Genomic DNA, 24,530 nt, shown 5'->3' with positions numbered 1-24,530 from the left:
CTACCCTGACCGCACCGTGCACGTGCCGCCCGGCTGGAGCGTGCTCGAAGCCAGCCGCTCGCACGGCATCGCGCATGTGTCGATCTGCGGCGGGCGGGCGCGCTGCTCCACCTGCCGTGTGCGCGTGAGCGGTGCGCCCGAACACATCGGCATGCCGGGCCGCGACGAGCAGCGCACGCTCGAACGCGTGCGCGCCCCGCACGACGTGCGGCTGGCCTGCCAGCTTCGCCCGCGCGGCAGCATCGAGGTGACGCCGCTGTTCGCGCCGCTGCCGCGCGAAGGCCGGCCCGCGCCGGTCGGCCGCTTCGGGCACGAGCGCGACGTGGCGATCCTGTTCGTCGACCTGCGGCGCTGGTCGGGCCTGTCGGAGCGGCAGTGGCCCTTCGACCTGGCCTACGTGCTCGACCGCTACTTCGCCATCGTGGGCGCCGCCGTGCGCGAGAGCGGCGGTGTGCCCAACCAGTTCATCGGCGACAGCGTGATGGCCATCTTCGGCCTCGAGAGCGACCTGCCCACCGCCTGCCGGCAGGCCCTGCACGCCACCCAACTCATCGGCGAACGCATGGACGCCTGGAACGTCGACTTCCAGGCCCAGTTCGGCCAGCACCTGGACTTCGGCATGGGCCTGCACGCCGGGCGCGCGGCCGTCGGCGAGGTCGGCTACCTCGAGACCACCACCTTCACCGCCATCGGCGAAGTGGTCAACACCGCGAGCCGCCTGCAGGACCATTCCAAGACCGCCTCCGCGCGGCTCGTGGTCTCACAGTTCGCGGCGCAGCAGGCCGGCGCCGAAGCAACGCTGGGGCCGGTCGACACGCTGAACGTGCGCGGGCGCTCCGAACCACTGGCCGTGATGTATTCACGCGCCGGGAAAGCGGCCTGAGCACCACCTGCCGGATTCGGTGCGCAAACGCACAGCGCCTTCCGTGATGCGGTTTCACACTGCAGCTTGTGGCAACGACGACTGTCCGCCGCCCACAGACTCAAGGGAAATCTCATCATGAACAGCAAGCAACTCCTCGCCATTTCCGCCGCCGCCTTCGCCCTGCTGGGCACTGTCGGTGCAGCCCACGCCGAAACGTATGAAGGCGTGCACGCCATCACCTCGGCCGCCAGCCGTGCCGACGTGCGCACCCAAGCCGTCGCCGCCGCGCGCAACGGCAACGAATACTCCGACGCTGCCGCCGAAGGCACCGTCGCCGTGACCTCCACGCTCGACCGCCAGGCCGTGCGCGACCAGGCCGTGGCCGCTGCCCACAACCCGCTGCAAAGCCTGGACCGCCGCGCCTTCTACCGCGACGAAGTGCCCGCCGCCTACAAGAAGCCGGCCGTGAGCTTCACGCGCCAGGCCGGCCTGTAATCACGACGCCACCTGCACCCGCGCCGCGCGCGGGCCTGCAGCCTCGGTGATCGTGAAGCGCACCGGCAGGAAGCGCTCGATCACCGCGCAGTTCGTGCGCGTGTGCGGCGTCACTTCGCTGCAGGTGAACGCGCCCGACTGCCCCGGTTGCCGGAACACCGCCAGCGCCAGCAGCAGCGCGAGCTGATCGGCCAGGTGCGGCCCCACGGCCGCGTCCTCGTGCTTCTGGAACGCGCGCACCTCCTTCACGAGGCCGTGCGCCACCTGCTCCGCGCTCAGCGTCTTCTCGCCGAAGGCCGTGAACACCTCGGTGAGGTGGGCGTAGGTCAGCGTCACCAGCAGCGCATTGCCAGGACCTTCGTTCTGGCGCGTCGGCACCGTGCGCAGCTGCTCGGCTTCCACCGACCAGCCCATCGCCGCACCCACCGTTTCGAGTTCGCGCGCCGCCACATGGCGCGGCAGGCCGGGCGCCAGGCACTCGGCATGGCCCGCCAGCAGGTTGCCGCGTGACAGCAGGTCGAAGGCCTGCAGCCGCGCGCCTTCCGCCGCCGGCACGATCGTCGCGTCCACCTCGCCGCCACCGGCCGGATAGAAGCCGCAGCGGCGCAGCACGAGCTGCAGGTCGCCGCCGAGGCGACGCACCAACGGCGCGAACGCACGCTCCAGAAAGTGGAACGGCGGCGCCATCGGGTTGTGCGTGCCACCGCTCAGCCGCAGCCGGCTCACCTGGCCCGCGGGTTGCAGCAGCAGCGGCGGCAGCACCGTCTGCAGCACCAGCATGCAGCTGCCCGCACCGGCGATCGCAAAACGGTAGTCGCCCGCGCGCACCGGCCCCGGCACGAAGCGCAGCGACTGCGAGCCCAGCTCGGCACCCTCGACCTGCGCGCCGCTGATCTCCGCGGCCGCGTGCACGCACGCCAGGTGCTGGCGCATCAGGCCCGGCTTGGCCCGGCCCGCGCGGATCTTCGCGATGGCCAGCGGCCGGCCCGTGACCATCGACAGCGCGAGGCCGGTGCGCAGGATCTGGCCGCCGCCTTCGCCTTGGGAGCCGTCGAGTTCGACGGCATCGAGTGCTCGTTGTTCTTCTTGTGCTTCCGTCATCGGGACACGTCTTTCTTTCTTGTTCAGTCGTTTGTCGTTGTTCTTGTTCGCGGCGTTCCGAGCCGGCATGCGCGACAGCGCACCGCCGTGCTGTGGATGCTGCCGAGCGCCACCTCGTACCACCACTTCTGCTGCTTGGCCGTCCACACCTCTTGCGCACCGCAATCGCGGCAGGTGAACGCCTTGTCGACGTAGAAGGTCGGCAGCGGGCCGTAGGTGTTGTTGTGCGCGGCCAGCAAGGCCGTGTCGGCAGCGACCATGCCTTCGGCGCGCAGCAGCCTTGCATCGGCCTGGCGCTGTTGCAATGCCACGGCGCGCGCGGCGCGTTCGAGGCGGTGCGCCTTGATTTCGGCACGCCGTTGCTTGTTGCTCTTCATTTTTCTTTGAACCTCCGCAATACGTCGCTACGAAGGCAGGTCGGTCTTCCGATCCCCTCCTATAGCTCTTCCACTGTCACGATACCTTCGCCCGCAGCAAGTTGAACGATGCTGCCCAACACCTGTCGCGCAAAGTCGGTATTCGCAAGCAGGCAGACCACAAAGCCATCCGCCTCGATGCTGACCACGGCCTGCGCCCATTCCGAAGGCGTCGACGGCGGCGCCGGATAGAAATCCGCGCGCTCGCCCTCGACGTTCAGATGGCCGCCGATGCCTGCCTTCCTGCAGATGCCTTGCGCGACTTCGCGCGACGGCAATGCGACCTTGATGCGGTACTCGATGCCCACGGTCAGCCCTTCACACACACCACCTGCTTGAGCGTGTAAACCACCTCCACCAGGTCCTTCTGCGCCTCCATCACCGCGTCGATGTCCTTGTAGGCCATCGGAATTTCGTCGATCACGTCGGCGTCCTTGCGGCATTCGACGCCTTCGGTCGCGGCGATCTGGTCGGCGACGGTGAAGAGCTTCTTGGCTTTCGTCCGGCTCATCTTCCGGCCCGCGCCGTGGCTGCAGCTCATGAAGCTCTCGGGGTTGCCCTTGCCGCGCACGATGTAGCTCTTGGCGCCCATGCTGCCGGGGATGATCCCCAGCTCGCCGAGCTTCGCGCTCACCGCGCCCTTGCGGGTCACGAGCACGTCCTGCCCGAAGTGCGTCTCGCGGCTCACGTAGTTGTGGTGGCAGTTCACCGCTTCCACGTGCGCCTCGAAGGGCTTGGTGATGACCTTGCGCGCGGCCGCGACCACGCGCTGCATCATCACTTCGCGGTTCGCCCGTGCGAACTTCTGGGCCCAGCCCACTGCGCGCACGTAGTCGCCGAAGTACTGGGCGCCTTCCTCGAAGTACGCCAGGTCCTGGTCGGGCAGGTTGCGCTGGTGCAGCTGCGCGTCCTTCTTCGCGAGTTCGATGAAGTGCGTGCCGATGGCATTGCCCACGCCACGCGAACCCGAGTGCAGCATGAACCACACGGCGCCCGCTTCGTCGAGGCACACCTCGATGAAGTGGTTGCCGGTACCCAGCGTTCCCAGGTGCTTGTGGTTGTTCGTGTTCCTGATGCGTGGATGGTCCTCGCAGATCAGCTCGAACTCGTCCACCAGCTTGGCCCAGGCGGCGTCGGTTTCATCGGGCGGCGTTTCCCACGAACCCTTGTCGCGGCCCATGCGCTTGGGGTTGCTTCCGTGCGGCACGGCCTTCTCGATCGCCGAACGCAGCGGGCCCAGGTTGTCGGGCAGGTCGCGTGCGTTGAGCGTGGTCTTGCAGGCCATCATTCCGCAGCCGATGTCCACGCCGACGGCGGCGGGGATGATGGCCTTGAAGGTCGGGATCACCGACCCCACGGTCGCACCGATGCCGTAGTGCACGTCGGGCATGGCCGCGATGTGCTTGAACACGATGGGCAGGCGCGCGGCGTTCTCGAGCTGCTTTTGCGCCTCGTCTTCCACGGGCACGCCGTTCGTCCACATCTTCACGGGAACGCCGTTGGCGACTTCATGCAGTTTGTAGTTCGTCATTTTTCTTTCCTCTCTATCTCTGTCTATTCTTCACACTCGTTGGTGGACACGGCGGGATTCGAACCCGCATCAATACGGCGACCATGGTGTTTGAGTCCAATGGCCCAGTCGACGATTGGAAACGCGCGCCAGTGACAGACCCGTCATCGGAGCCAGCACCTGCATCCTCAACCTTGCTCGTCGACCGACTTGCCCGCCGTACCTGGTCTTACCCAGGCTGCCGGCAATTTCAAACATTTTTGGCAGTGGCGCTCCCTTCTGTGCCTGCGTGCCCGTGTCTCTTTCTTTTCTCTACCGCTCAGGACCCGTTCGGCCGCAGCGTCACGAGCCCGTTGAGCACCTGGTCCAGGCCGCCGACCACCGAGATCTTGTCGATGCGCTCGGCCACGCGTTCCAGCGTCTCGAGTTCCTTCATGCGCAAGGCGACGGGGTTGCCCTCCATCACCTTGGCGGTGTTCAGCAGCGAGCGCGTGGCCGCGGTTTCCTCGCGGCGGCGGATCACGTTGGCCTGGGCCGACTTCTCGGCCTCCACCACCTGCGCGAGGATGGTCTTCATCTCGCCTGGCAGGATGATGTCCTTCACGCCCACGCTCTCCAGCACCAGGCCCGAACCTTCCAGCCGCTCGCGCACCTGCGCCAGCACCGTCTGGTCGATGGCCGACTTGTTCTCCAGCAGGGCGTCGAGCGTCTGCTCGCCCACCGCCGCGCGCAGACCGAACTGCAGCTCGCGGTACACATGCTCGGCCGGCTTGGGCATCTGCGCCAGGGCCTGCCGCACATCGGCGAAACGCCACACCGCCGACAGGTTCAGCCGCAGCCCCACCTTGTCGCGGGTCAGGATTTCCTGGCCGCTCACTTCGGCGATCTGCGAGCGCAGGTCCACGCTGGTCACGGCCACCTGCCGGTTGAAGCGCCAGAAGCCGTGGTTGCCCGGCGGCAGCAGCGCCTGCATCTGGCCTTCGAGGGTCAGCACGCCGGCGTGGAACTCGGGCACCTGCACCAGCAGCACGCCTTCGAGCCCCTGCACCGCACGCGGACGCAGCGCCACGCTCTGCAGCTTGGCCAGCAGCTCGGCCGGCAGGCGTGCATCGGCGGCCACGTCGATCACGTCGACGCGCTGCTCGCGCAGGCCGCGCCAGTAGAGCTTGCGGGTGGCGGGCGGCAGCACCTGCACCAGCACGCCGTCTTCATGGCGCAGGCCGACCTCGGTCTCGCCCAGCGACACCTGCACGAACTCGCGCTGCACCAGCTGCGGCTCGCGCGCCAGGAAGTAGTCGGCCAGCTCGTGGTCGAAGGCCGGCTCGGCCAGCGAGAAGCGCTCGAGCTGCACGGTGTCGAAGCCCGTGAACACGCGGTGCTTGCCAGCGGCATACAGGCCCTCGAAGTCGCCGTTGCGCAGCAGCAGCACGCGTTCGTTCTTCTTCACGGTGAATTGGGTGAATCCCAGCATTTTTTCTTCCTCTCTCTTCTTCTTCGTTGCGGTTGTCGTTCGTTGTTCGTCTACGTTTCGTGTCGGGGCCCACGAAGGACAGGCGGCGGGCACCGTGGCTTGCGAGGTCAGCAGCGCAGCGGTCGACGGGTCGGTGCGGTGGCTGCGCCATCGCCTCCTTCTGCGTCGATGGCTGCATGCGGTTCCTTGCAGAACGCGCGATGCGCAAGCCGCCTGCACTGGCACGGTGTCGCTCGGCCGGGCCCTGCCCTGCGCCTCGCTCCGGTGTGCCGGGGCGGTGGGGCTTTCGCCCCCATCAAAGCGGCGGTGCGAACACCGCCGAAGGTTGTTTGCGGGAATCGAACCCGCCACGCCGCGTGGTTAGCACGGTGCTCCACCATGAGCAGACTGGAACAAGTCCAGTGACCAGCACAGTTCAACAGCGGCATACCGCGGACCCAAGAACAGGTCTGGCCTGCGGCACCGGGCCGCTTTCATGCGGCACCTGGGAGCGGATGAACTGCATCCGGACAGACTCTCTATTGCAGTGAGCGTGCCAACTTGCGCGCACGGCGCCTGGAAACACGGTGACGGTGATGCAAGTCATTGACCAGAAAGGGAAATTTCTTCTTCATCCGGTGTCACACGGCGCCCATCCCTTGCTAGCATTCGGATAATTTCTAGAATTTCAGCTAGTCTTTTATCCATGAAGCCCATCGTCGTCATCGGTTTCCTCGGCACCCAGCTCGATGCCGGCCAGGGCGCGGGCCGCTGGAACAAGTGGCGCCCCACGGTCTCGCTCGCGCAGCACGACGACATGGTGGTGGCGCGCATCGAGCTGCTGCACACGCGCAAGCACACGGCGCTGGCCGAGCTGGTGAAGGCCGACATCGCCGCCGTGTCGCCCGAGACACTCGTCAACCTCGTGCCCTTCGACCTCGAAGACCCGTGGGACTTCGGCGAGGTCTACACGCGCCTGTACGACTGGGCGCGCGCCTACCCCTTCCAGCCCGAGCGCGAGCAGTACTGGACGCACATCACCACGGGCACGCACGTGGCGCAGATCTGCATGTTCCTGCTGTCCGAATCGCGCGTGGTGCCGGGCGTGCTGGCCCAGACCTCGCCGCCGCGCAAGCAGCGCCAGGGCGACGCCGGCAAGGTCGCGCTGATCGACCTCGACCTGTCGCGCTACGACCCGATCGCGCGCCGCTTCGACGCCGACCAGCGCGACGCGGTCGCCTTTTTGAAGAGCGGCATCGCCACGCGCAACGCGCGCTTCAACGCGCTCATCGACGAGATCGAGCGCGTGGCCGTGCGCTCGCGCGCGCCGATCCTGCTCGTGGGGCCGACGGGCGCGGGCAAGTCGTTCCTGGCGCGGCGCATGTTCGAGCTGAAACAGGCGCGCCACCAGGTGACGGGGCCGTTCGTCGAAGTGAACTGCGCCACGCTGCGCGGCGACGGCGCGGCCTCCACGCTGTTCGGGCACAAGAAGGGTTCGTTCACCGGCGCAGCGAGCGACCGCGCGGGGCTGCTGCGCACCGCGCACCAGGGCGCGCTGTTCCTCGACGAGATCGGCGAGCTCGGCTTCGACGAACAGGCGATGCTGCTCAAGGCCATCGAGGAAAAGCGCTTCTTCCCCGTGGGCGCCGACAAGGAAGTGGAGAGCGACTTCCAGCTCATCGCCGGCACCCACCGCGACCTGCGCCGCGACGTGGCGCAGGGGCGCTTTCGCGAAGACCTGTTCGCGCGCATCAACCTCTGGACCTACGACCTGCCCGGCCTCGCGCAGCGGCCCGAGGACATCGAGCCCAACCTCGACCACCTGCTGGCCCTGCACGCGGCCGAGAACCACCGCGTGGTGCGCTTCAACGCCGAGGCGCGCACGGCCTACCTGCGCTTTGCGCAGAGCAGCGAGGCAATCTGGCGCGGCAACTTCCGCGACCTGTCGGCCAGCGTGACGCGGCTTGCCACGCTGGCCGATGGCGGGCGCATCGCCGTCGCGCTGGTCGAGGCGGAGATCGCGCGGCTGCGCTGGCTGTGGAAGCACGAAGGCACGGGCGCTTCAGTGGCGACGGACGACGAGGTCGACCTGGAAGCACTGCTCGGCGAAGAGAAGTTCGCCGCGCTCGATCTCTTCGACCGCCTGCAGCTCGAAGCGGTGGTGCGCGTGTGCCGGCCGGCGCGCAGCCTGTCGGAGGCGGGGCGTCAGCTGTTCCAGGCCTCGCGGACGCAGCGCAGCGTGGTCAACGATGCGGACCGGCTGCGCAAGTACCTGGCGAAGATGGGGCTGGACTGGGCGCGCGTTTCAGCCGATGCGCGCCCCTGAGGGCGTGGGCTATCCTCCGCCCGATGCCCATCTCCGCATTCGCCGTGAAGGTTCCCGCGGCTGAAACCATCGCCGCAGACCTTCGCCGCCGCTTCGACCCCACCGTGGCACTCGGCGTGCCCGCGCACATCACGCTGCTCGTTCCTTTCATGGACCCCGCGTTGATCACCGACGAGGTGTTCGCCCGTGCGCGGCGCGTGCTGCAACGCACGGCGCCGTTCTCGTTCGTGCTCGGCAAGGTCGGGCGCTTTCCCGAGACCGCCTACCTCGCACCGGAGCCCGCTGCGCCGTTCATCGAAATGACGCGCGCGCTGGTGAAAGAGTTTCCCGACTTCCCGCCGTACGACGGCGCGCATGACGAAATCGTTCCGCATCTGTCGGTGGCGCACGGCAACGCGCTGCATGCGGAAGAAGCGGCCATCGAGTTGCAGGCCCGGCTGCTCGCATCGGGCGCGGTGCATGCAAATTGCATCGAGGTCGCGCTCATCGAAAACTCATCCGGCCGCTGGCAAGACTTCCATGTCTTCCCGTTGCCCCACAACGCCGCGGCCTGATTCACTCATTCATTCATGCGCAACGTCCTTTTCATCTGCAGCCGCAACCAATGGCGCAGCCCCACCGCGGAACAGCTCTGGCGACGGCATCCGCTGATTGCGGCGCGCTCTGCGGGCACCAGCCCCAATGCGCGGCACCGCGTGTCCGTCGACGACATCGACTGGGCCGACGTGATCCTCGTGATGGAAGAGAAACACAAGTCGCGGCTCGTGGCCGAGTTCACGCGGATGCTGGAGGGCAAGCCGATCCACGTGCTCGACATTCCCGACGACTACAAGTACATGGACGCTGAACTGGTCGAAGAGCTCCAGCGATCGGTTCCGTCGATTCTCGGCATCGACTGACACCCACACCCATGAGCCTGCCGACCGACTTCTCTTCGCTCGACGATGCGGTCAGCTGGCTGCAGTCTCAGGGTCTTCATGCGTTCCGCAGACATTGGAGCCTGGGTGATTCCGTGGGCGTTGCCGCATCGGCCTCGGACCATGAAGGCGTCACGGTGCTCAACCGGCTGGTGTTCATCTACCTCGACCAGAACCGCTGGTCCATGATGGACCTCGACGACCACAGCGCCACGCGATCGACGCATTTCGGTTCCATGGCGGAAGCCGTACGTGCGGCCAGAGACCGCACGCAAGAAAACGCCCAAACACAGACATTGAAGAATCAATGACCGAGATCTACATCAGCACCGACGTCGAAACCGACGGCCCCATTCCCGGCCCCCACTCGATGCTCAGCTTCGGCTCGGCCGCCTACACGGCCGACAAGCAACTGGTGTCCACCTTCAGCGCCAACCTGCACACGCTGCCCGGCGCCGAGGCCGACCCGAAGACGGCCGCCTGGTGGCAGACCCAGCCCGAGGCCTGGGCCGCGTGCCGCACCGACCTGCAGGATCCGACGCATGCCATGAAGAACTACATCGCGTGGCTCAAGGGCCTGAAGGCGCGGCCGGTGTTCGTGGCGTACCCGGCGGGCTTCGACTTCCTGTTCGTCTACTGGTACCTGATGCGCTTCGCGGGCGAGAGCCCGTTCAGCCATTCGGCGCTCGACATGAAGAGCTTCGCGATGGCGCTGCTGAAGACCGGCTACCGCGACAGCACCAAACGCGCGATGCCGCGCCGCTGGTTCGACGCCGGGCTGCCGCACACGCACGTGGCGCTGGACGACGCCATCGAGCAAGGCGCCCTCTTCTGCAACATGCTCGCCGAAAGCCGGCAGGCCGGCGGACCGCAGGCATGACGACCACCACCACCGCGCCTGCTCGCCGCTGGTGGATGTCGCTCGCCGCCCTGCCCCTCTTGCTGCTCGGCGGCTGCGTGCAGTCGATGTTCTATTACCCCGATCGCGTACGCTACGAAACGCCCGACGCGCTGGGCCTGCGCTACGAGAACGTGCGCTTCACCAGCGCCGACGGCACGCGCCTGAGCGGCTGGTTCATTCCCGCCGCGGGCCGGACGGACCCGAAGGCGGCCAAGGGCACCGTGGTGCACTTTCACGGCAATGCGCAGAACATGAGCAGCCACTGGCGCTTCGTGGCATGGCTGCCCGCGCAGGACTACAACGTCTTCGTGTTCGACTACCGCGGCTATGGCGAATCGGACGGCGCGCCCGAGCCCCGCGGCGTGTTCGAGGATTCGAACGCCGCGCTCGACCATGTGCGCGCCCGCGCGGATGTCGATGCGTCGCGGCTGTTCGTCTTCGGGCAGAGCCTGGGCGGCACGAACGCGATCGCTGCCGTGGGCTCGGGCAACCGGGCCGGCGTGAAGGCGGTGGCGATCGAGTCGACCTTCTATTCGTACCGCTCGATCGCCAACGACAAGCTGCCGGGCGCCGGCCTGCTGGTGCGCGACGACTACGCGGCCTCGAAGTTCGTCGCGGCCATCGCACCGATTCCGCTGCTGCTGATCCACGGCACGGCCGACGCGGTGATTCCGCACCACCACTCGCAGCGCCTGCTGGCCGACGCGAAAGAACCCAAGCAGCTGATCGAGGTGCCGGGCGCCGGCCACCTCGAACCGATGGCGGCGCCGCGCTTCGGCGCCACCTACCAGCAAGCCCTCATCACCTTCTTCGACAGCGCCCCGGCGCTGCCTTCCCGCCCATGAAACACTTCGACGAAGCCGCCACCGCCGCCCCCTTGAGCTTCGAGCGGCTGGTGCCCGCGCTGCGCGCCGCCTTCGCGGCCGAGGCGCAGGTGCCGCCGCGCCACGTGCACAGCATCGAGACCGGCGGCGACGCGGCCACGCGCGGCACGGTGCTGATCATGCCGGCGTGGAGCGACGCGGGCTTCCTGGGCATCAAGACGATCAACATCTTTCCGGGCAACGGCGCGCGCGGCCTGCCGGGGCTGCACGCGACCTACGTGCTGTACGACGCGCGCACCGGCGTGCCGCTGGCGATGATGGACGGCAACGAGATCACCGCGCGGCGCACGGCGGCCGCCTCGGCGCTGGGCGCCTCGTTCCTGGCCCGCGCCGACGCGCGCAAGCTGCTGGTGCTGGGCACCGGCCGCATCGCGCGCATGCTGCCCGCCGCGCACGCGAGCGTGCGACCCATCGACGAGGTGTGGGTGTGGAACCATCGGCCCGAGGGTGCCGAGGCGCTGGCCGAGCAATGGCGCAGTGAAGGCTGGAACGCGCAGGCGGCCGGCGCCGACCTCGAAGCGGCCGTGCGCAGTGCCGACATCGTGAGTTGCGCCACGCTGGCGACCACGCCGCTGGTGCGCGGCGAATGGCTCGCGCCGGGCGCGCACCTGGACCTGATCGGCAGCTTCACGCCCGCGATGCGCGAGGCCGATGTGCAGTGTTTCGACGGCACGCGCACCTTCATCGACACGCCCGAAGCCTTGCAGAAGGCCGGCGACCTGCTCGACGCGATCGCCGCCGGCACCTTGCGTGCCGACGCGGTGCAGGGCACGCTCGCCGAGCTGTGCCGTGGCGCGCGGCCCGGTCGCACGGGCGATGCCGAGCGCACGGTGTTCAAGGCCGTGGGCAGTGCGCTCGAAGACCTGAGCGCGGCCACGCTGGTGTGGCAGGCGCGCACGGACCCCTGAGGCGCGCGCCGCCCGCCATCAACGTCAGAACGTCACGTTCGCCGACAGCCAGATCGTGCGTCCCGCCGGCGTGGTGCCCGCCACCGACGCGCCGCCCTGGAAGTACTCGTTGACCCAGGCCGAGGTGCCCGCCAGGTTCACCTGCTGGAACTTGCGGAAGTCCTTGTTGAACAGGTTGTTGATGTTGGCGTTCAGGCGCACGTTCTTCGACACCTGGTAGGAGCCACCGAGGTGGAACAGGTGGTAGGCCTTGATGTCGCCCACCGCGCGGTAGATCGCCAGGTTGTTGCCCGTGAGGCGCGCGGGGTCGCCGGTGAAGCGCGGGCTCTTGCCGCGGTATTCGCCGCGCAGCCAGAAGCGCCACTTGGCGTCGGGGTTCCAGTCGACCTGTGCGTGCAGCAGGTGGCGCGCGGTGTCGGCCAGCTTGCCGTTCTTCACGCCGCCCTCGATCACTTCGCTGTCGGTCCAGGTGTAGCCCGCCTTCAGGCCCCAGGCCTTGGTCAGCTGCACGCGGCTGCTCAGTTCCATGCCCCAGGTCTTGGCCTGGTCGACGTTGACCGAGTAATTGGCGGTGGGGTCGACCACGCAGCTGGAGATGCGCGCCACGCTGCAGTCGCCGCCGCTGGCGATCTTGTCCTTCACCTTGTTGTGGAACAGGGTCGCCGAGGCGGTCAGGCCCTTCTGGTTGTTGAACAGCGCCGACAGCTCGGTGCTGGTGCTGGTCTCGGGCTTGAGGTTCGGGTTGCCGATGTTGAGCGTGGCGCCCTGGCCGCTCACGCCGCTGATGCCGTCGATCAGCTGGTTCAGGCGCGGCGCGCGGAAGCCCTTGCTCACGCCGCCCTTGAAGGTCCATTGCGGCGTGGCGTCCCAGACCAGGTAGCCGCGCGGACTCACGTGGCCGCCGAAGGCGCTGTGGTGGTCGTAGCGCCCGCCCAGCGTGGCGGTGAGGCCGGGCGCGAGGCGCCATTCGTCTTCGGCGAACAGCGCCCACATGGTCTGGCTCTGCGAGCGGGGCAGCAGGCCGTCGACCAGCTTGGCGTCCCACCACTGGCCGCCGACGGTGAGCACGTGGGCATCGCCCACTGGCGCGACGAGCTTGCTGTCGAGCACGAGGTTGGTGGTCTTGAGTTCGCGCGCGCGGCCGCGGTCGGCTTCGCTCAGCCAGTACACGGTGCGGCGGGCCGCGGCATTGCGCGGGATGGCGCCGCCGGGAATCGTGCGGCCGACGGTCTCGGTGGTGGTGTGCATCAGGCTGCTTTCCACCGTGCCGAAGCCCAGGCGCCCGGTGTGGCCGATGGCGACCTGGTCGCGGTTGAAGCGCAGCGCGTCCAGGTAGCCCGGCGGGTTGTTGCCGGTGCGGTTGGGCGCGGCGGCGTCGCGCGTGCCCAGCCGGCCGTCCTCGTTGTCGTACCAGCTGCGGCCCGATTCGACGTCGAGCCAGATGTCGTGCTGGCGGTTGGGCGTGAGCATCAGGCGCCCGCCCACGCTGTGCTGGCGGCTTTCGGCGGGCGCCGGGTTGCGCGCCGTCGCGGGCTGCGCCTGGCCGGGGGCCAGCACCCAGTCGGCGGCTTCGCGGCGGTAGATGTTGCCGCGCAGGGTCAGCCCCAGCAGGTCGGTCGCCACGGGGCCGCTCAGGTAGACGCTGGAGCGCGTCTGCGAACCCCACTCGCTGTCCTGCGGAATGCCGGTTTCCATCGTGACCTGGCCGCCCCATTCGCGCGCCACCTTGCGCGTGATGATGTTGACCACGCCGCCCATGGCGTCGGAGCCGTAGAGCGTGGACATCGGGCCGCGGATGACCTCGATGCGCTCGATGGCCGCCAGCGGCGGCATGAAGCTGGTGTGCGCGGCGCCGAAGCCGTTGGGCGTCACGTCGCCGGCCACGTTCTGGCGGCGGCCGTCGATGAGGATCAGCGTGTAGTCGCTGGGCATGCCGCGGATCGAGATGTCCAGGCCCCCGGTCTTGCCGGTCGAGCCGCCCACGTCGATGCCTTCGACGTTCTGCAGCGCCTCGGCCAGGTCGCGGAACTGGCGCGTTTCCAGCTCCTGGCGCGTGATCACCGAAATGGAAGCGGGCGCGTCCTTGAGTTCCTGCTCGAAGCCGGTCGCGCTGACGACGACCTCGCGCAGTTGTTGTTCAGCGGGCGTCTGGGCGAACAGGGCGGGAGAAAAAAGGGATGCGGCGGCCAGCGCCAGCACCGACGGACGCGGCCGACGGCCGCAACGCGAAAACAACATGCAAAAACTCCACGGGAAACGGCAGGAAAAACAGGGCCGCTCTCGGGATGCGTTGTTGTTGCGTACCAACTGATCAGCATCAATTCTATTGAGAATGAAAACAAATATTATTTGCATCCAGAACCAACGAAGGGACATTGCGAGAGGCCGATGGCGCTTCGTGTAGGCCCTGCTTCCGGCCACCCAGACAAACCCCATGTCAGCCGAAAGTTCATCTTGAATTCGGGGGCGGATACGTCATCTGGCGAATGGCAGCCCGCGAAGGGCGCTGTTACTCTGGAACAAGAAAAAAGAGAGGTCCGCCATGCTCACCATCCTTCAGAAAGCCGTGATCCTCGGGAAGGCCGGCGTCGACGTACCGGCCCGTCCGCCGGACGACCTGTCGACGCCGATGGCCACCGGCTCGCCGGTGAAGGCGGAAGGCGTGTCGCAGAAGGCGCACGAATGGGCGCGGGCCGTCGAGACCTTGTACGTCAGCTACGTCGCGGCGCGCGCCGCGAAGAGCCTGCGCGACGCCGAAGAGGCGCGGCAGTCGGCCATGCTGCGGCAACTGTCGGCCGCGGTGCAGGCCTGAGCACCATGGGACTGTTCGATTTCCTGAAGAAGAAAAAGCAGCCGGAAGTGGACATGCCGTCGACGCTCGAGGCCGGCATGGCCTCGCAGGCGGAAGACTTCATCGGCGCCTTCTCGCAACCCGGCGCGCCCATCGACAGCGCGGCGCTCGACTACTCCGAAGCCTCGCTGGTCCTGGTCGACCAGGTGCTCGAAGACTTCTTCCAGCAGCAGGCGCCCTTGCCCGACGACCTGCACTTCCTGGCGTCGGCCTATGTGTTCGAAACCGCACGCCGCGAGTTCGGCGGACGCTACCTGCGCGGCGACGACGACAACCCCTTCGTCCTCGTGATCGGACCCGACAGCGCACAGGTCGGCGTCTGCGCGATGGCCAAGGTGCGCGGGCGCGCCGTCAACGGGCCGGAAGACAGCCTGGCGTTCTTCTACGCCGGCATCGCGCCCGTGGTGCAGCGCGGCGTGAGCGCCACGCTGGTCTGACACAGCGGCAGCAGCGGGCGCCTCACAGCCCGCTGCCGCCCCCTGCCACCTCCCCTTCAATCGAACTGCGTGGCGACCTGCCGCTGCGTGCCCAACCCTTCGATGCCCAGCGTGACGACATCGCCGCCCTTCAGGTAGACCGGCGGCTTGAACCCCATGCCCACGCCGGGCGGGGTTCCGGTGGAAATGATGTCCCCCGGGCGCAGGCTCATGAACTGCGAGAGGTACGCGATCAGGTAGCGCACGCCGTAGACCATGGTGGCCGTGGAGCCGCTCTGGCGCCGCACGCCGTTGACCTCCAGCCACATGTCCAGCTGCTGCGGGTCGGGCACTTCATCGGGCGTCACGAGCCAGGGGCCGATCGGTCCGAAGGTGTCGGCCGACTTGCCCTTGGTCCACTGGCCCTGGCGTTCGGTCTGGAAAGAGCGCTCCGACACGTCGTTGATCAGGCAATACCCGGCGACGTGGTCCATCGCATCCGCTTCGCTGACGTACTTTGCGGTCTTGCCGATCACCACGCCCAGCTCCACCTCCCAATCGGTCTTGGTGGAACCACGCGGAATCTCGAGCACGTCGTTCGGTCCACCGATCGCCGAGGTCGCCTTCAGGAAAACGATGGGCTCGGGCGGCACCGTGGCGCCCGTCTCGGCCGCGTGGTCCGAGTAGTTGAGCCCGATGCAGATGAACTTGCCCGAGCCGGCCACGCAGGCGCCGATCCGCGGGGAGCCTTCCACCAGCGGAAGGCTCTGCGGGTCCAGCGCGGCGAGGCGCGCCAGGCCGGCGGGCAGCAGCACCTCGTGTGCGATGTCGTTCACGTGCATGGAGAGGTCGCGCAAGCGGCCTTCTGCGTCGAGCATCGCCGGCTTTTCCTGGCCGACGGCCCCGTAACGCAACAGCTTCATTCGTCATTCCTTGGTGGTTGGTTGGCTGGCTATCTGGCAGCGCTGCTGCGTGCCTTGCCGAGCTCGGAGAACAGTTCCTGGGTCAGCGCCGGATCGATCTGCCTGACATGCTTGTCCGTGACCGGCGCGAGCTTCTCGCGCAGGCGCTCGCGCTCGGCGGCGGGGAACTCGGTCAACACCATGCCCTGGCCCTTCAGGAACTCGGCGGCCCTGGCGTTGACGTCGCGGTTGGCGGCGCGCTGGAAGGGCTGCGTCTCCCGGGCCGCATCGAGAAGGATCTTGCGTTCGTCTTCCGACAGTTGCTCCCAGCGCTTCTTGCTGAACAGCAGCACGACGGGGTTGAACACATGCCGCGTGTTGGAGCCGTACTTCTGGATCTCGTAGTACTTCGAGGCTTCCACCAGCGAGTACGGATTTTCCTGGCCGTCGACGGCCTTCTGCTCCAGCGCGGTGTAGACCTCGGGCAGCGGCAGCGGCGACGGGTTGGCGCCCAGCGCGCGGAAGGCATCGATCATCACGGGGATCTGCATCACGCGCAGCTTCAGGCCCTGCAGGTCTTCCATCTTCGCCACCGGCCGCCGGCTGTTGGTGACGTTGCGAAAGCCGTGCTCGAAGTACGTGAGGCCGATCAGCCCCTTCTCGGGCAGCTTGTCCAGCAGCTTGCGGCCGACCGGACCATCGAGCACGAAGTCGGCTTCCTTCTCGTTGTTGAACAGGAACGGCAGGTCGAACAGCGAGAACTCCCGGGCCATGCCCGACAGCAAACCCGGGATCGCCATCGTCATTTCCACCGTGCCGCCCTGCAGCGAGGCGATGACCGAGGCATCGCCGCCCAGCACGCCCGAGGGAAAGAGCTTCACCTTCATCTTGCCACCGCTCTTCTTCTCGACGATCTCCGAGAAGCGCTGCGCCCCCATGCCCTGCGGATGCTCCTTCTGGTTCACGAAGGCGAACTTGAAGGTGCGCTCCTGGATGTTCTGCGCAGCGGCGAGGCCGGCCGCCAGGAACGCGCTCAGGACGAGGCAGGTGGCGGCCAGGCGATGCGGCAATTTCTTGGGCATGGGCATCTCGGTGAGAAGGTGTGGCGACCCGCGCGCGGTCAGACCGCGACGCGTTCGAACTGGACGCTGCGGCAGTCCATCTCGTACTCGAGGTCGACCACGGGTGGGCGGTTGTAGTGCCACGTCAGCCCGTGCCGCGCGGCACCGCGCTTGACGATCTCGTCGGCGATGAAGGGATGGATGTCGTGCACCGTGTACAGCTGCGAGCCCGTGGTGCTGGCCCAGGTGAAGCCCAGCGACGCCAGGCGGCGTTCCATTTCGTCGAGCACCCACTGCGCCTTCTTCAGGATGGCGGGCGGCGAGGTGTCGCCCAGGCGCACCGCGTGGTCGCGGTAGTGCCCCTTGCCTTCCGGCGCTTCGGCACTGCCGGCCACGACGAACGACGCCGCCGCCTCGGCGTCGGGCACGGTGTAGCTGAACGCATGAAACGAGGGCTCCGACGGCGGCGACAGCGCGGGGCACACGTTGCTTCGCGCCACCGGATTCAGGTCGCCGATGAAGATCCCCCACTCCTTCAACGTGCCCACGTAGAGGTTGTTGAACTCGACGAAGCCCTGTTCGGTGAACGGTGCCGGGGACCGCAGTTCGCACGCGCAGAAGGCGGCCAGCGGACGCGAGGCCTCCTCCAGGATTTCCTTGATGCGACGAAAGCCCTGCTTCAGGGGCAGGGGCTCCAGGAAGCGCACGCGCTCGATGCGAAACCCAGGTTCGGCGGCCACGCCAGCCGAGTACTGCTGGACGCCCGGAATGAACCGATAGCCGCCTGGGAGGGAGAGTTGGAGTGCCGACACGTGATTTCCTTTTTGGAGAGCGAGAGAAAAAGAGAAAAGGCGCAGAAGAGCTCAGGGAATCTGGCTCCAGCGCTGGTTGGCCCCGCCATGGCAGGCGTAGGTGGACAGCGCCGTGCCTTGCGTGGTGGTCGAGCCGGGCACATCGAGGCACGCACCCGAAGACACCCGGTTGCGCAGCGTCGCCCCGACCACGCTCCACTGCGTGGCCGCGCCCGCCGTGCACGCCAGCTGCACCACCGGGCCGCCGCCGGCGTTGGTGTTGCCCTGCGCCAGGCACAGGCCGCTGTGCTTCGCGACGAACTGGCTGTAGCCGCCGCTGCTGTTGACGGTGAAGGTCTCGTTGGCGCCGTTGCCGCAGGCCCACTGCACCACCGTGGCGCCGCTGGCCGTCGAGCCGCCCGACACGTTGACGCACAGGTTGTTGACCTCCGAGCGGATGCGCGTGTCGATCGCCGGTGCGGTGTCGAACGACTTCACGTACTCGCCGAGTGCGAGCAGGTCGGCCGCCGGCAGGCTCGAGGCATTGCCGTGGCCGCCCGCGAGCACGTCCTGCAGCGTGGCCTTCTGGCCGTTGTGGAAGAAGCTCGGGTTGCTCCAGGTGCCGTAGAGCGTCGGGGTGTCGAAGCCCACGCCGGCCAGCGGCTGGTTGCTGCCCTTGCCCGACGACAGTTGGATGGTGCCCACGTCGTGCCGCAGACCGTCGCGCAGGCTGCCGGCCGTGTGACAGGTCGCGCACTGGGCCGTGTTGAACACGGTCTGGCCGCGCACCGCGTCCACGCTGAGGTTGCCGTCTGCCGCGCGGGCCGGGCTGCGCATGTACTTGTTCAGCGAGTTCAGGTAGGCCGCGAGATCGTCGAGCTGCGCATTGCGGCCGGCCTTGGGCACGCCGAGCGGGTCGCCCGTGGCCGAGAAGTCGGCGTTGGTCAGGAAGCCCGTGCCGCCGAACTCGTTGCGGATGTCGTGCTCGAAGTCCTGCACCTCGTCGAAGTTGGCGGTCCAGTGCAGCTTGCCGTGGCCCGTGCCGCGACGGCCCTGCAGGCTGATGGTGCGGCGCAAGCCTTCGCCGCGCTGGGTGAAGTCCCACACCATGCCGTCGTCGCTGCCATCGGCATGGCAACTCGCGCAGGACATGTAGTTGTTCATGCTCATGCGCCGGTCGGAGGCGTTGTAGAACACCTGCTTGCCGCGCAGCGCCGCGGCGGCCATCGGCTCCTGCGCGACCGTGGTGACGTTCTGCAGGAAGGCCGGCGCGGCCGACTCCGACGACAGCACCTGCGCCACGTCGTGCACCGACACCGAGCGCGCCAGGAAGTTGTTGACGTACAGCCGCTTGCGCGCCGCATCGAGGTACAGGCCGTGCGGCGCGCTGCTGGCGTTGATCTCGCCGCGCACCGAGCGGTTGTAGGCATCGACGATGGCGATGCGGTTGCCCTCCATCTGCGCCACGAAGATGTAGTCGCCGGCCGGCGAGTACAGCGCGGCGCGCGCGGGGGCGCGGTCGTTGAAGTCGAGCTGTTCGCTGAACACTTCCGCGGCCGTCTGCAGGTTCACCTGCGACAGGATGGAGCGCACGGTCTTGTCATGCTCCAGCGGCAGGCCGTCGCGGAAGGTGCCGCGCACGATGTTGTCCTTCTTCGAAGGCAGGAGCGCACGCGCGCCGTCGGGCGAGATCACCACCTGGCTCAGGTAGTTGGGCACGCCGCGCGAGGCGGCCTCGGTGTCGACCGTGGTCGTGTCGACCGCCAGGGCGATGGTGGTGGCGGCGCTGAAGCTCTGCAGGTTCACCTTGTGCAGCTGGCCGCCCGTCATCTTCGACTTGAAGCGCGTCACGTAGGCCGATTGCGAACCCGCATCGACCGCGATGCCGCGCACGCTGCCTTCCAGGGCGAGCGTGCCCGTGGCGGCGCCGGTGCTCGGGTCGAAGCTGACCAGCGCCGACTTGCTTTCCAGTGTCAGCAGGCCCTTGGTGCCATTGGGCGTGAAGACGACACCGTACGGGCCGCTGCCGTAGGCCAGCGGCACCGTCGTCGACAGCGTGCCGTCGGCGGCGTTGAGCGCCACCAGCTTGTCCTCGCCCTGCACCGTGACCCAGATGCGGCCGTCCGGCCCCACGGCCAGCGTCTTGGGCTCGTCGCCCACGCGCACTTCCCAGCGCTTGGCGAAGGTCTGCGCGTCGATGGCGGCCACCGTGCCGCTGTCGGGGTTCACCGAATACACCGCGTTCGCATCGCCCGCGATGTTGGTCGTGTGCGTCGGCGCCGCCGCCGTGACGGGTGCGATCACCGTGAGGTTGTAGGTGTAGAAGGTCTCCTGGCCGTTCGCGGCCTTCACCGTCAGCGTCACGGTGTAGTGGCCGGGGCTGCTGTAGGTGTGCGTGACGCCGGGCTGCGAGGCGTACGCGCTCTGCGTGCCGTCGCCGAAGTTCCAGCGGAACTGCGCACCGGTGGCACCCAGCGTGGCCGGGTTGAAGTTCAGCTGGCCGTTGACGATCTTCGGTGCGCCCACGATGCCGGGATCGCCGATCACGGCCTGCGCCCGCAGCGCCGCCACGTCGGTGTCGCCGAGCACACGGGCGTACACGCGCACCTCGGCCAGCGTGCCCTTGAAGAGCGCGGTGTTGCCCTGGATCTGCCCCAGCAGCTGGAACTTGGTCGACAGGCCCTTGGTGCCGGTAGGGCCAGTCGAGGTGGTCTTCACGCCGTCGACGTACACCGCCTGCGCGCCCGAAGCCGCATCGCGCGTGAGCACGACGTGGTGCCAGTTGCCGTCGTTCACGGCGCTTTGCGAGCGCGTGCCCGCGTGGTCGCCCACCGACAGCTTGATGTTGCCGGTGCTGTCGAGCCAGCCCCAGAACACGTCGTCCACGCCCGGCGACTGGTCGCGCCCGAAGATGCCGGGCGCGGTCCACGAGTTCGCAGCGCCGGCCTGCGTGGTCTTCATGTAGAAGCTCAGCGAGGCGGTGCCGCCCAGCGTGGTGGACACGCTGTCGTTCTTCAGCTGCACGCCCGCGGTGCGATTGGCGAAGTTCAGGCCGATGCTCTCGAAGGCATCGCCGGTGGCGGGCGTGCCGTTGTTGGCGCTGATCTGATCACCGAGGTTGCCGGTCAGCGCCCAGTGGTGCATCAGGTTGATGTCGTTGGCATTGCCGGTGTTGAAGGTGGAGCGGTAGTCGGCGGCAATGGCGTTGCCTGCATAGTCCTTCAGGCCGTTGGCGGGCAGGAACACCTCGTAGGCGGTGCCCGGCTGCAGCGGCTGGGCGGGGTGGAAGTTGACGATGCCCAGCTGCACGCTGTAGGTGCCCGCCAGCGTGTTGCCACCGACCGGGCGCACGATGAAGGTGTTGGCGTTCACGCTCTCGGGCCGGATGCTGTCGGTCATGCCCAGGCCGATGCGCGAGGTGAGGGCCTGCTGCTTCGCACCGTTCACGGGCGAGACCTGCTTCACTTCGGGCTTGGTGGTGTCGGGGTCCACCGCATGCACGATGAAGCCGCTGCCCGAGCCGTGGTCGTTGCCGACATAGATCAGGTTGCCGAACGGCGACACCTGGCCATGGTCGGAGCTCGAGAAATCGGGATGCGTCGTTGCGAACAATCCGCCGCGCCCGACTTCGACGTGGTTGAGCGGGTTGCTCACATCGACCTTGTGGATGTAGTTCTGCGCGCCCTGGAACACGTAGTTGTCCTGCGTGCTGCAGTACAGCTGCTGGTTGATCACCAGCCGGTTGTCCTCGGCCACGAAGCGCGACCGGTCGCTCAGGTCGTAGCCGTACATCTTGCCGCCGCTCTCCTGCGCCGAGGCGTAGACCTTCTTGCCGTCGAAGCAGGTGGAGTAGTAGCTGGCGGTGGACCCGGAGACGGTGTCGAGCACCTTGGGATTCAGCGGGTCCGAAATGTCCAGGCTGGCGAAGCCGCTGGTGTTGGTCATGGACGTCAGCACCATGTGGTTGCCCATAGTGAAGATCGGCCCCACGCGAAAGCCGCCGAGCTCGCCGGTCGGTATCGGGTTGGGCTTGCCGGCGCCGCGGTTCGCGAGCACTGCGTTCGCGGGGTCTGCGGCGTCGATGACGAACACGCCCTGCTCCGCCGCCGCCACGTACAGGTAGGGCGCCTGCCACCACAGCTGCCAGCTCACGTTGTTGTAGTCGCCCTTGTTGACGTTGGGCAGCACCAGCTTCTTCACCTGCTTGACGTCGTTGATGTCGGTGAAGTCCCAGAACTCCACGCCGAAGACGCTGGGCACGGCGACGTACTGCTTGCCGCCGATGGTGGCGATGCCGATGGAATGCGGCTCCCTCAGTTCCTTGGTGCGGCCGTCCGGCTCGTAGATGCGCTTGACGAGCCGCAGGTTGCGCGGATCGGAGACGTCGTAGAGCAGGAAGCCGCCAGGGCCCAGCCCGCCATCGGGCGTGAACGTCGTCAGGAAGTAGCCGTTGATCATGAGGCCCACGTTCTGGCCGTAGTGGTACTTGGTGTACCCGGCGGTGGGGTGCGTCACGCTGCCCCCGGGGATCTTCGGCACGTCGGCGCCGGTGCCTGCGCCGACGCCGGTGTCGACCTCCTCCTTGATCATCGAGATGGGCTTGAACAGCTCGGCCTGCGTGTAGGTCAGGTTGCCCAGTCCGGGGCCCTGCAGTGGCAAGGGATCGGCCACCAGGTCAGCGGCCGCGGAGGCCATGCTGGAGGCAGCCTTCCTGATCGTGTCGAGGGGGTTCACCCCGGTGATCGCCGCATGCGTCAGCAACGCACAGCCGAACAGAAAACCTACCGCAAGAACTTTCTTGGTGCTCATTTTCATCCTCGCAAATTCGATCGGACGCCATCTTTCGGTGGGAAAAGATTCGACCGGAATCTAGCAGCGGATGCGTGCGCGAACGGCATTGAATTTCGAAGGGAGGGTTCGAATATTTAGATCATTGCTCAGGGTAAATGGTGATGTTTTGGCATAGGTTGTGCTTCAAAGTTCGGGCCTGAAAAAAGTGAATTCATTGCCCACCGATCGCCCATGAAGGAACACCCCATGTCTCACGCCGGTCTTGTTGTCCAGCGCCTGCCTCGTCTGTCGAAGCGCAGCCTGCTGGGCGCTTCGCTGCTCGCGATGCTGTGTGCCGCACTGCCTCACCCCAGCGGCCACGCGCAGGGCCCGCGCAACTTCGCCACGCTGGCGATGGTGGCCGAGCCGCAGACGCTCGACCCGATGGCCTCCACGGCCGATCTGGTCGGAACCATCATGCAGCACGTGTACGAGACGCTGTACACCTTCGATGCCAAGTGGAACGTGGTGCCGATGCTGGCCGAGGGCATGCCGAAGATATCGGCCGACGGCAAGACCTACGCCATCACGCTGCGCAAGGGCGTGGCGCTGCACAACGGGCGCGATCTCACGGCCGACGACGTGGTCGCCAGCCTGCAGCGCTGGATGGACCAGTCGCCGCGCGGCAAGGCCGTGGGCAAGGAAATCGAGAGCCTCAAGGCCAAGGGCCCGCTGGGCGTGGAGATCGTTCTGAAGGCGCCGTATGCGCCGCTGCTCTCGCAACTGGCTTTGCCCAGCAATGGCACCGCCGCGATGATGGCCAAGGAATCGATGGCCTCGCCGCTCAAGGACTTCGTCGGCACCGGCCCCTACAAGTTCAAGGAACGCCGCCCCGACCAGTTCGTGCTGCTCTCGCGCTTCGACAAGTACAGCCCGCGCAAGGAACCTGCGAGCGGCTATGGCGGCAAGCGCGAAGCGGTCATCGAAGAACTGCGCTTCGTGCCCGTGCCCAACGCGAGCACGCGTGTCGAAGGTGCACTCGCGGGCCAGTACGACTTTGCCGACCTGCTGCCGGTGGAAGCGCTGCCGCGCCTGGAGAAGGCCAGTGGCAAGACGCTGCCGATCATCACGCCCGCGTTCGGTTTTCCGCTGGTGGTCTTCAACACCAAGGAAGGCCCGCTCGCCAGCCAGGCCGTGCGCCAGGCCCTGCAGACGGCGATGGGCCAGGGCGAAATGCTCGCGGCCGGCTTCGGCGACACGCGCTTCTTCATCGCGGAAGCGAACCACTTCCCCAAGAGTTCGCCGTTCTACTCGGCGGCGGGCACCGACCAGTACAACCAACGCAACGCCACCAAGGCGAAGGACGCCGCCGCCAAGGCCGGCTACAAGGGCGAGCCGATCCGCGTGCTCACCAGCCGCCAGTACGACTTCCACTACAACATGTCGCTGCTGATGGCCGAGCAGCTCAAGCGCGCCGGCTTCAAGGTCGACCTCAACGTGGTCGACTGGGCCACGCTCACCCAGCGCCGCAACGACCCGCGGCTGTGGGAAATCTTCATCACCCATTCGGGGCTGTTCCCCGAGCCCATGCTGTCGCCACCGCAACTGGGCGACGGTGCACCAGGCTGGTGGGACTCGCCCGCCAAGAAGGCCTCGCTCAGTGCGTTCAACACCGAGAGCGACCCAGCCAAGCGCGGCGCGCTGTGGGGCAAGGTGCAGCAGGTGGTGTACGACGAGGTGCCCTACATCAGCGTCGGCAAGTTCAACGCGCTCTCGGCCAAGAGCCCGGCACTGGACAACTACCAACCCACGAACTGGCCCTTCTTCTGGAATGTGAAGATCAAGTAGGAGGCGCGCTTGTTCCGTTTCATTGCCTCGCGCTTCGCCGGCATGCTCGTCGTGCTGTCCCTGGTGGCCGTGCTGGTCTTCGTGCTCACGCGCGCCGCTTCGGGCGACCCCATCTCCG

General features: G+C 67.4%; 22 protein-coding genes. 12 read left to right on the top strand and 10 right to left on the bottom strand.

What is annotated here, in order from left to right; translation table 11 throughout:
• The coding region (locus tag VBO01S_RS23325) for an adenylate/guanylate cyclase domain-containing protein (protein ID WP_157627433.1) at nt 1-883 on the top strand (883 nt) is incomplete at its 5' end.
• A 117-nt stretch (nt 884-1,000) separates the two neighbouring features.
• Nucleotides 1,001-1,360 (top strand): hypothetical protein, encoded by a 360-nt coding sequence (locus tag VBO01S_RS23320; RefSeq protein ID WP_062479876.1) that lies wholly within the window; start codon nt 1,001-1,003, stop codon nt 1,358-1,360.
• Here the strand turns inward: VBO01S_RS23320 and rtcA are convergent, their stop codons facing one another.
• The 5 genes from rtcA to VBO01S_RS23295 all read right to left on the bottom strand — a co-directional run bounded on the left by rtcA (nt 1,361) and on the right by VBO01S_RS23295 (nt 5,858).
• On the bottom strand, nt 1,361-2,461 hold the full coding sequence (rtcA, locus tag VBO01S_RS23315) for an RNA 3'-terminal phosphate cyclase (protein WP_062479875.1): 1,101 nt from the start codon (nt 2,459-2,461) through the stop codon (nt 1,361-1,363).
• Nucleotides 2,462-2,484: 23 nt separating this feature from the next.
• On the bottom strand, nt 2,485-2,838 hold the full coding sequence (locus VBO01S_RS23310) for a zinc-ribbon domain-containing protein (RefSeq protein WP_062479873.1): 354 nt from the start codon (nt 2,836-2,838) through the stop codon (nt 2,485-2,487).
• 59 nt (nt 2,839-2,897) lie between these two features.
• Nucleotides 2,898-3,185, bottom strand: coding sequence for a hypothetical protein (locus tag VBO01S_RS23305; protein WP_062479871.1), 288 nt, complete (start codon nt 3,183-3,185; stop codon nt 2,898-2,900).
• 2 nt (nt 3,186-3,187) lie between these two features.
• Nucleotides 3,188-4,408, bottom strand: coding sequence for an RtcB family protein (locus VBO01S_RS23300; protein ID WP_062479869.1), 1,221 nt, complete (start codon nt 4,406-4,408; stop codon nt 3,188-3,190).
• A 298-nt stretch (nt 4,409-4,706) separates the two neighbouring features.
• Nucleotides 4,707-5,858, bottom strand: a complete 1,152-nt coding sequence (locus VBO01S_RS23295; RefSeq protein WP_062479867.1) for a slipin family protein — start codon at nt 5,856-5,858, stop codon at nt 4,707-4,709.
• Nucleotides 5,859-6,543: 685 nt separating this feature from the next.
• Between VBO01S_RS23295 and rtcR the strand changes: the two genes are divergently transcribed.
• Genes rtcR through lhpI form a run of 7 tightly spaced genes read left to right on the top strand, consistent with a single transcriptional unit; the run spans nt 6,544 to nt 11,773 of the window.
• Nucleotides 6,544-8,163, top strand: a complete 1,620-nt coding sequence (rtcR, locus tag VBO01S_RS23290; RefSeq protein ID WP_062479866.1) for an RNA repair transcriptional activator RtcR — start codon at nt 6,544-6,546, stop codon at nt 8,161-8,163.
• A 23-nt stretch (nt 8,164-8,186) separates the two neighbouring features.
• The gene (locus VBO01S_RS23285; RefSeq protein ID WP_062479864.1) at nt 8,187-8,717 is read left to right on the top strand and encodes a 2'-5' RNA ligase family protein; all 531 of its coding nucleotides are present in this window, start codon (nt 8,187-8,189) and stop codon (nt 8,715-8,717) included.
• 15 nt (nt 8,718-8,732) lie between these two features.
• Nucleotides 8,733-9,062: a low molecular weight protein tyrosine phosphatase family protein gene (locus VBO01S_RS23280; protein WP_062479862.1), complete on the top strand. Its 330-nt coding sequence runs from the start codon at nt 8,733-8,735 to the stop codon at nt 9,060-9,062.
• A gap of 11 nt (nt 9,063-9,073) precedes the next feature.
• Entirely contained in the window at nt 9,074-9,391 is a 318-nt protein-coding gene (locus tag VBO01S_RS23275; protein ID WP_062479860.1) for a hypothetical protein, read from the top strand.
• Complete coding sequence (locus tag VBO01S_RS23270; protein WP_062479857.1) at nt 9,388-9,960, top strand: 3'-5' exonuclease family protein; 573 nt, start codon at nt 9,388-9,390, stop codon at nt 9,958-9,960. Before VBO01S_RS23275 ends, VBO01S_RS23270 begins: the two co-directional genes overlap by 4 nt.
• Nucleotides 9,957-10,826 (top strand): alpha/beta hydrolase, encoded by an 870-nt coding sequence (locus VBO01S_RS23265; protein WP_062479855.1) that lies wholly within the window; start codon nt 9,957-9,959, stop codon nt 10,824-10,826. The genes VBO01S_RS23270 and VBO01S_RS23265 overlap by 4 nt, the downstream gene beginning before the upstream one ends.
• Entirely contained in the window at nt 10,823-11,773 is a 951-nt protein-coding gene (lhpI, locus tag VBO01S_RS23260; RefSeq protein ID WP_062479853.1) for a bifunctional Delta(1)-pyrroline-2-carboxylate/Delta(1)-piperideine-2-carboxylate reductase, read from the top strand. The genes VBO01S_RS23265 and lhpI overlap by 4 nt, the downstream gene beginning before the upstream one ends.
• Nucleotides 11,774-11,797: 24 nt before the next feature.
• On the opposite strand, the gene VBO01S_RS23255 is transcribed toward lhpI, so the two are convergent.
• Nucleotides 11,798-14,011 carry a TonB-dependent receptor domain-containing protein gene (locus tag VBO01S_RS23255; RefSeq protein ID WP_062479851.1) on the bottom strand — a complete coding sequence of 738 codons (2,214 nt, stop codon included), beginning with the start codon at nt 14,009-14,011 and terminating at the stop codon, nt 11,798-11,800.
• A gap of 304 nt (nt 14,012-14,315) precedes the next feature.
• Here VBO01S_RS23255 and VBO01S_RS23250 point away from each other — a divergent pair, with 304 nt between their 5' ends.
• Nucleotides 14,316-14,585, top strand: coding sequence for a hypothetical protein (locus VBO01S_RS23250; RefSeq protein WP_062479849.1), 270 nt, complete (start codon nt 14,316-14,318; stop codon nt 14,583-14,585).
• A 5-nt stretch (nt 14,586-14,590) separates the two neighbouring features.
• Entirely contained in the window at nt 14,591-15,061 is a 471-nt protein-coding gene (locus VBO01S_RS23245) for a hypothetical protein (protein WP_062479847.1), read from the top strand.
• A 56-nt stretch (nt 15,062-15,117) separates the two neighbouring features.
• Here the strand turns inward: VBO01S_RS23245 and VBO01S_RS23240 are convergent, their stop codons facing one another.
• The 4 genes from VBO01S_RS23240 to VBO01S_RS23225 are packed head-to-tail and all read right to left on the bottom strand — an operon-like array spanning nt 15,118 to nt 22,603.
• Nucleotides 15,118-15,963, bottom strand: a complete 846-nt coding sequence (locus VBO01S_RS23240) for a fumarylacetoacetate hydrolase family protein (protein ID WP_062479845.1) — start codon at nt 15,961-15,963, stop codon at nt 15,118-15,120.
• A gap of 29 nt (nt 15,964-15,992) precedes the next feature.
• Entirely contained in the window at nt 15,993-17,024 is a 1,032-nt protein-coding gene (locus VBO01S_RS23235; RefSeq protein WP_062479843.1) for a TRAP transporter substrate-binding protein, read from the bottom strand.
• Nucleotides 17,025-17,062: 38 nt separating this feature from the next.
• A complete protein-coding gene (cnbZ, locus tag VBO01S_RS23230) occupies nt 17,063-17,815 on the bottom strand; it encodes a 2-amino-5-chloromuconate deaminase CnbZ (RefSeq protein WP_062479841.1) in 753 nt (250 codons plus the stop codon).
• A 51-nt stretch (nt 17,816-17,866) separates the two neighbouring features.
• The gene (locus VBO01S_RS23225) at nt 17,867-22,603 is read right to left on the bottom strand and encodes an Ig-like domain-containing protein (protein ID WP_062479878.1); all 4,737 of its coding nucleotides are present in this window, start codon (nt 22,601-22,603) and stop codon (nt 17,867-17,869) included.
• Nucleotides 22,604-22,831: 228 nt separating this feature from the next.
• Here VBO01S_RS23225 and VBO01S_RS23220 point away from each other — a divergent pair, with 228 nt between their 5' ends.
• The gene (locus VBO01S_RS23220; RefSeq protein ID WP_062479840.1) at nt 22,832-24,412 is read left to right on the top strand and encodes an ABC transporter substrate-binding protein; all 1,581 of its coding nucleotides are present in this window, start codon (nt 22,832-22,834) and stop codon (nt 24,410-24,412) included.
• Nucleotides 24,413-24,530 lie beyond the last annotated feature (118 nt).

The organism is Variovorax boronicumulans NBRC 103145 (genome assembly GCF_001591345.1).
Lineage (GTDB): Bacteria > Pseudomonadota > Gammaproteobacteria > Burkholderiales > Burkholderiaceae_C > Variovorax > Variovorax boronicumulans.
The sequence above is the reverse complement of the archived record's forward strand: the minus strand, read 5'-3'. Positions and strand labels throughout refer to the sequence as shown.

Bases quoted from the DNA above. Each gene is read 5' to 3' on its own strand.
- VBO01S_RS23265 (WP_062479855.1), top strand. From the start codon at position 9,957: ATGACGACCACCACCACCGCGCCTGCTCGCCGCTGGTGGATGTCGCTC.
- VBO01S_RS23270 (WP_062479857.1), top strand. From the start codon at position 9,388: ATGACCGAGATCTACATCAGCACCGACGTCGAAACCGACGGCCCCATT.
- VBO01S_RS23220 (WP_062479840.1), top strand. From the start codon at position 22,832: ATGTCTCACGCCGGTCTTGTTGTCCAGCGCCTGCCTCGTCTGTCGAAG.
- rtcA (WP_062479875.1), bottom strand. From the start codon at position 2,461: ATGACGGAAGCACAAGAAGAACAACGAGCACTCGATGCCGTCGAACTC.
- VBO01S_RS23310 (WP_062479873.1), bottom strand. From the start codon at position 2,838: ATGAAGAGCAACAAGCAACGGCGTGCCGAAATCAAGGCGCACCGCCTC.
- VBO01S_RS23255 (WP_062479851.1), bottom strand. From the start codon at position 14,011: ATGTTGTTTTCGCGTTGCGGCCGTCGGCCGCGTCCGTCGGTGCTGGCG.
- VBO01S_RS23275 (WP_062479860.1), top strand. From the start codon at position 9,074: ATGAGCCTGCCGACCGACTTCTCTTCGCTCGACGATGCGGTCAGCTGG.
- VBO01S_RS23250 (WP_062479849.1), top strand. From the start codon at position 14,316: ATGCTCACCATCCTTCAGAAAGCCGTGATCCTCGGGAAGGCCGGCGTC.
- rtcR (WP_062479866.1), top strand. From the start codon at position 6,544: ATGAAGCCCATCGTCGTCATCGGTTTCCTCGGCACCCAGCTCGATGCC.
- VBO01S_RS23225 (WP_062479878.1), bottom strand. From the start codon at position 22,603: ATGAGCACCAAGAAAGTTCTTGCGGTAGGTTTTCTGTTCGGCTGTGCG.
- VBO01S_RS23280 (WP_062479862.1), top strand. From the start codon at position 8,733: ATGCGCAACGTCCTTTTCATCTGCAGCCGCAACCAATGGCGCAGCCCC.
- VBO01S_RS23245 (WP_062479847.1), top strand. From the start codon at position 14,591: ATGGGACTGTTCGATTTCCTGAAGAAGAAAAAGCAGCCGGAAGTGGAC.
- VBO01S_RS23285 (WP_062479864.1), top strand. From the start codon at position 8,187: ATGCCCATCTCCGCATTCGCCGTGAAGGTTCCCGCGGCTGAAACCATC.
- lhpI (WP_062479853.1), top strand. From the start codon at position 10,823: ATGAAACACTTCGACGAAGCCGCCACCGCCGCCCCCTTGAGCTTCGAG.
- VBO01S_RS23300 (WP_062479869.1), bottom strand. From the start codon at position 4,408: ATGACGAACTACAAACTGCATGAAGTCGCCAACGGCGTTCCCGTGAAG.
- VBO01S_RS23320 (WP_062479876.1), top strand. From the start codon at position 1,001: ATGAACAGCAAGCAACTCCTCGCCATTTCCGCCGCCGCCTTCGCCCTG.
- VBO01S_RS23235 (WP_062479843.1), bottom strand. From the start codon at position 17,024: ATGCCCAAGAAATTGCCGCATCGCCTGGCCGCCACCTGCCTCGTCCTG.
- VBO01S_RS23295 (WP_062479867.1), bottom strand. From the start codon at position 5,858: ATGCTGGGATTCACCCAATTCACCGTGAAGAAGAACGAACGCGTGCTG.
- VBO01S_RS23240 (WP_062479845.1), bottom strand. From the start codon at position 15,963: ATGAAGCTGTTGCGTTACGGGGCCGTCGGCCAGGAAAAGCCGGCGATG.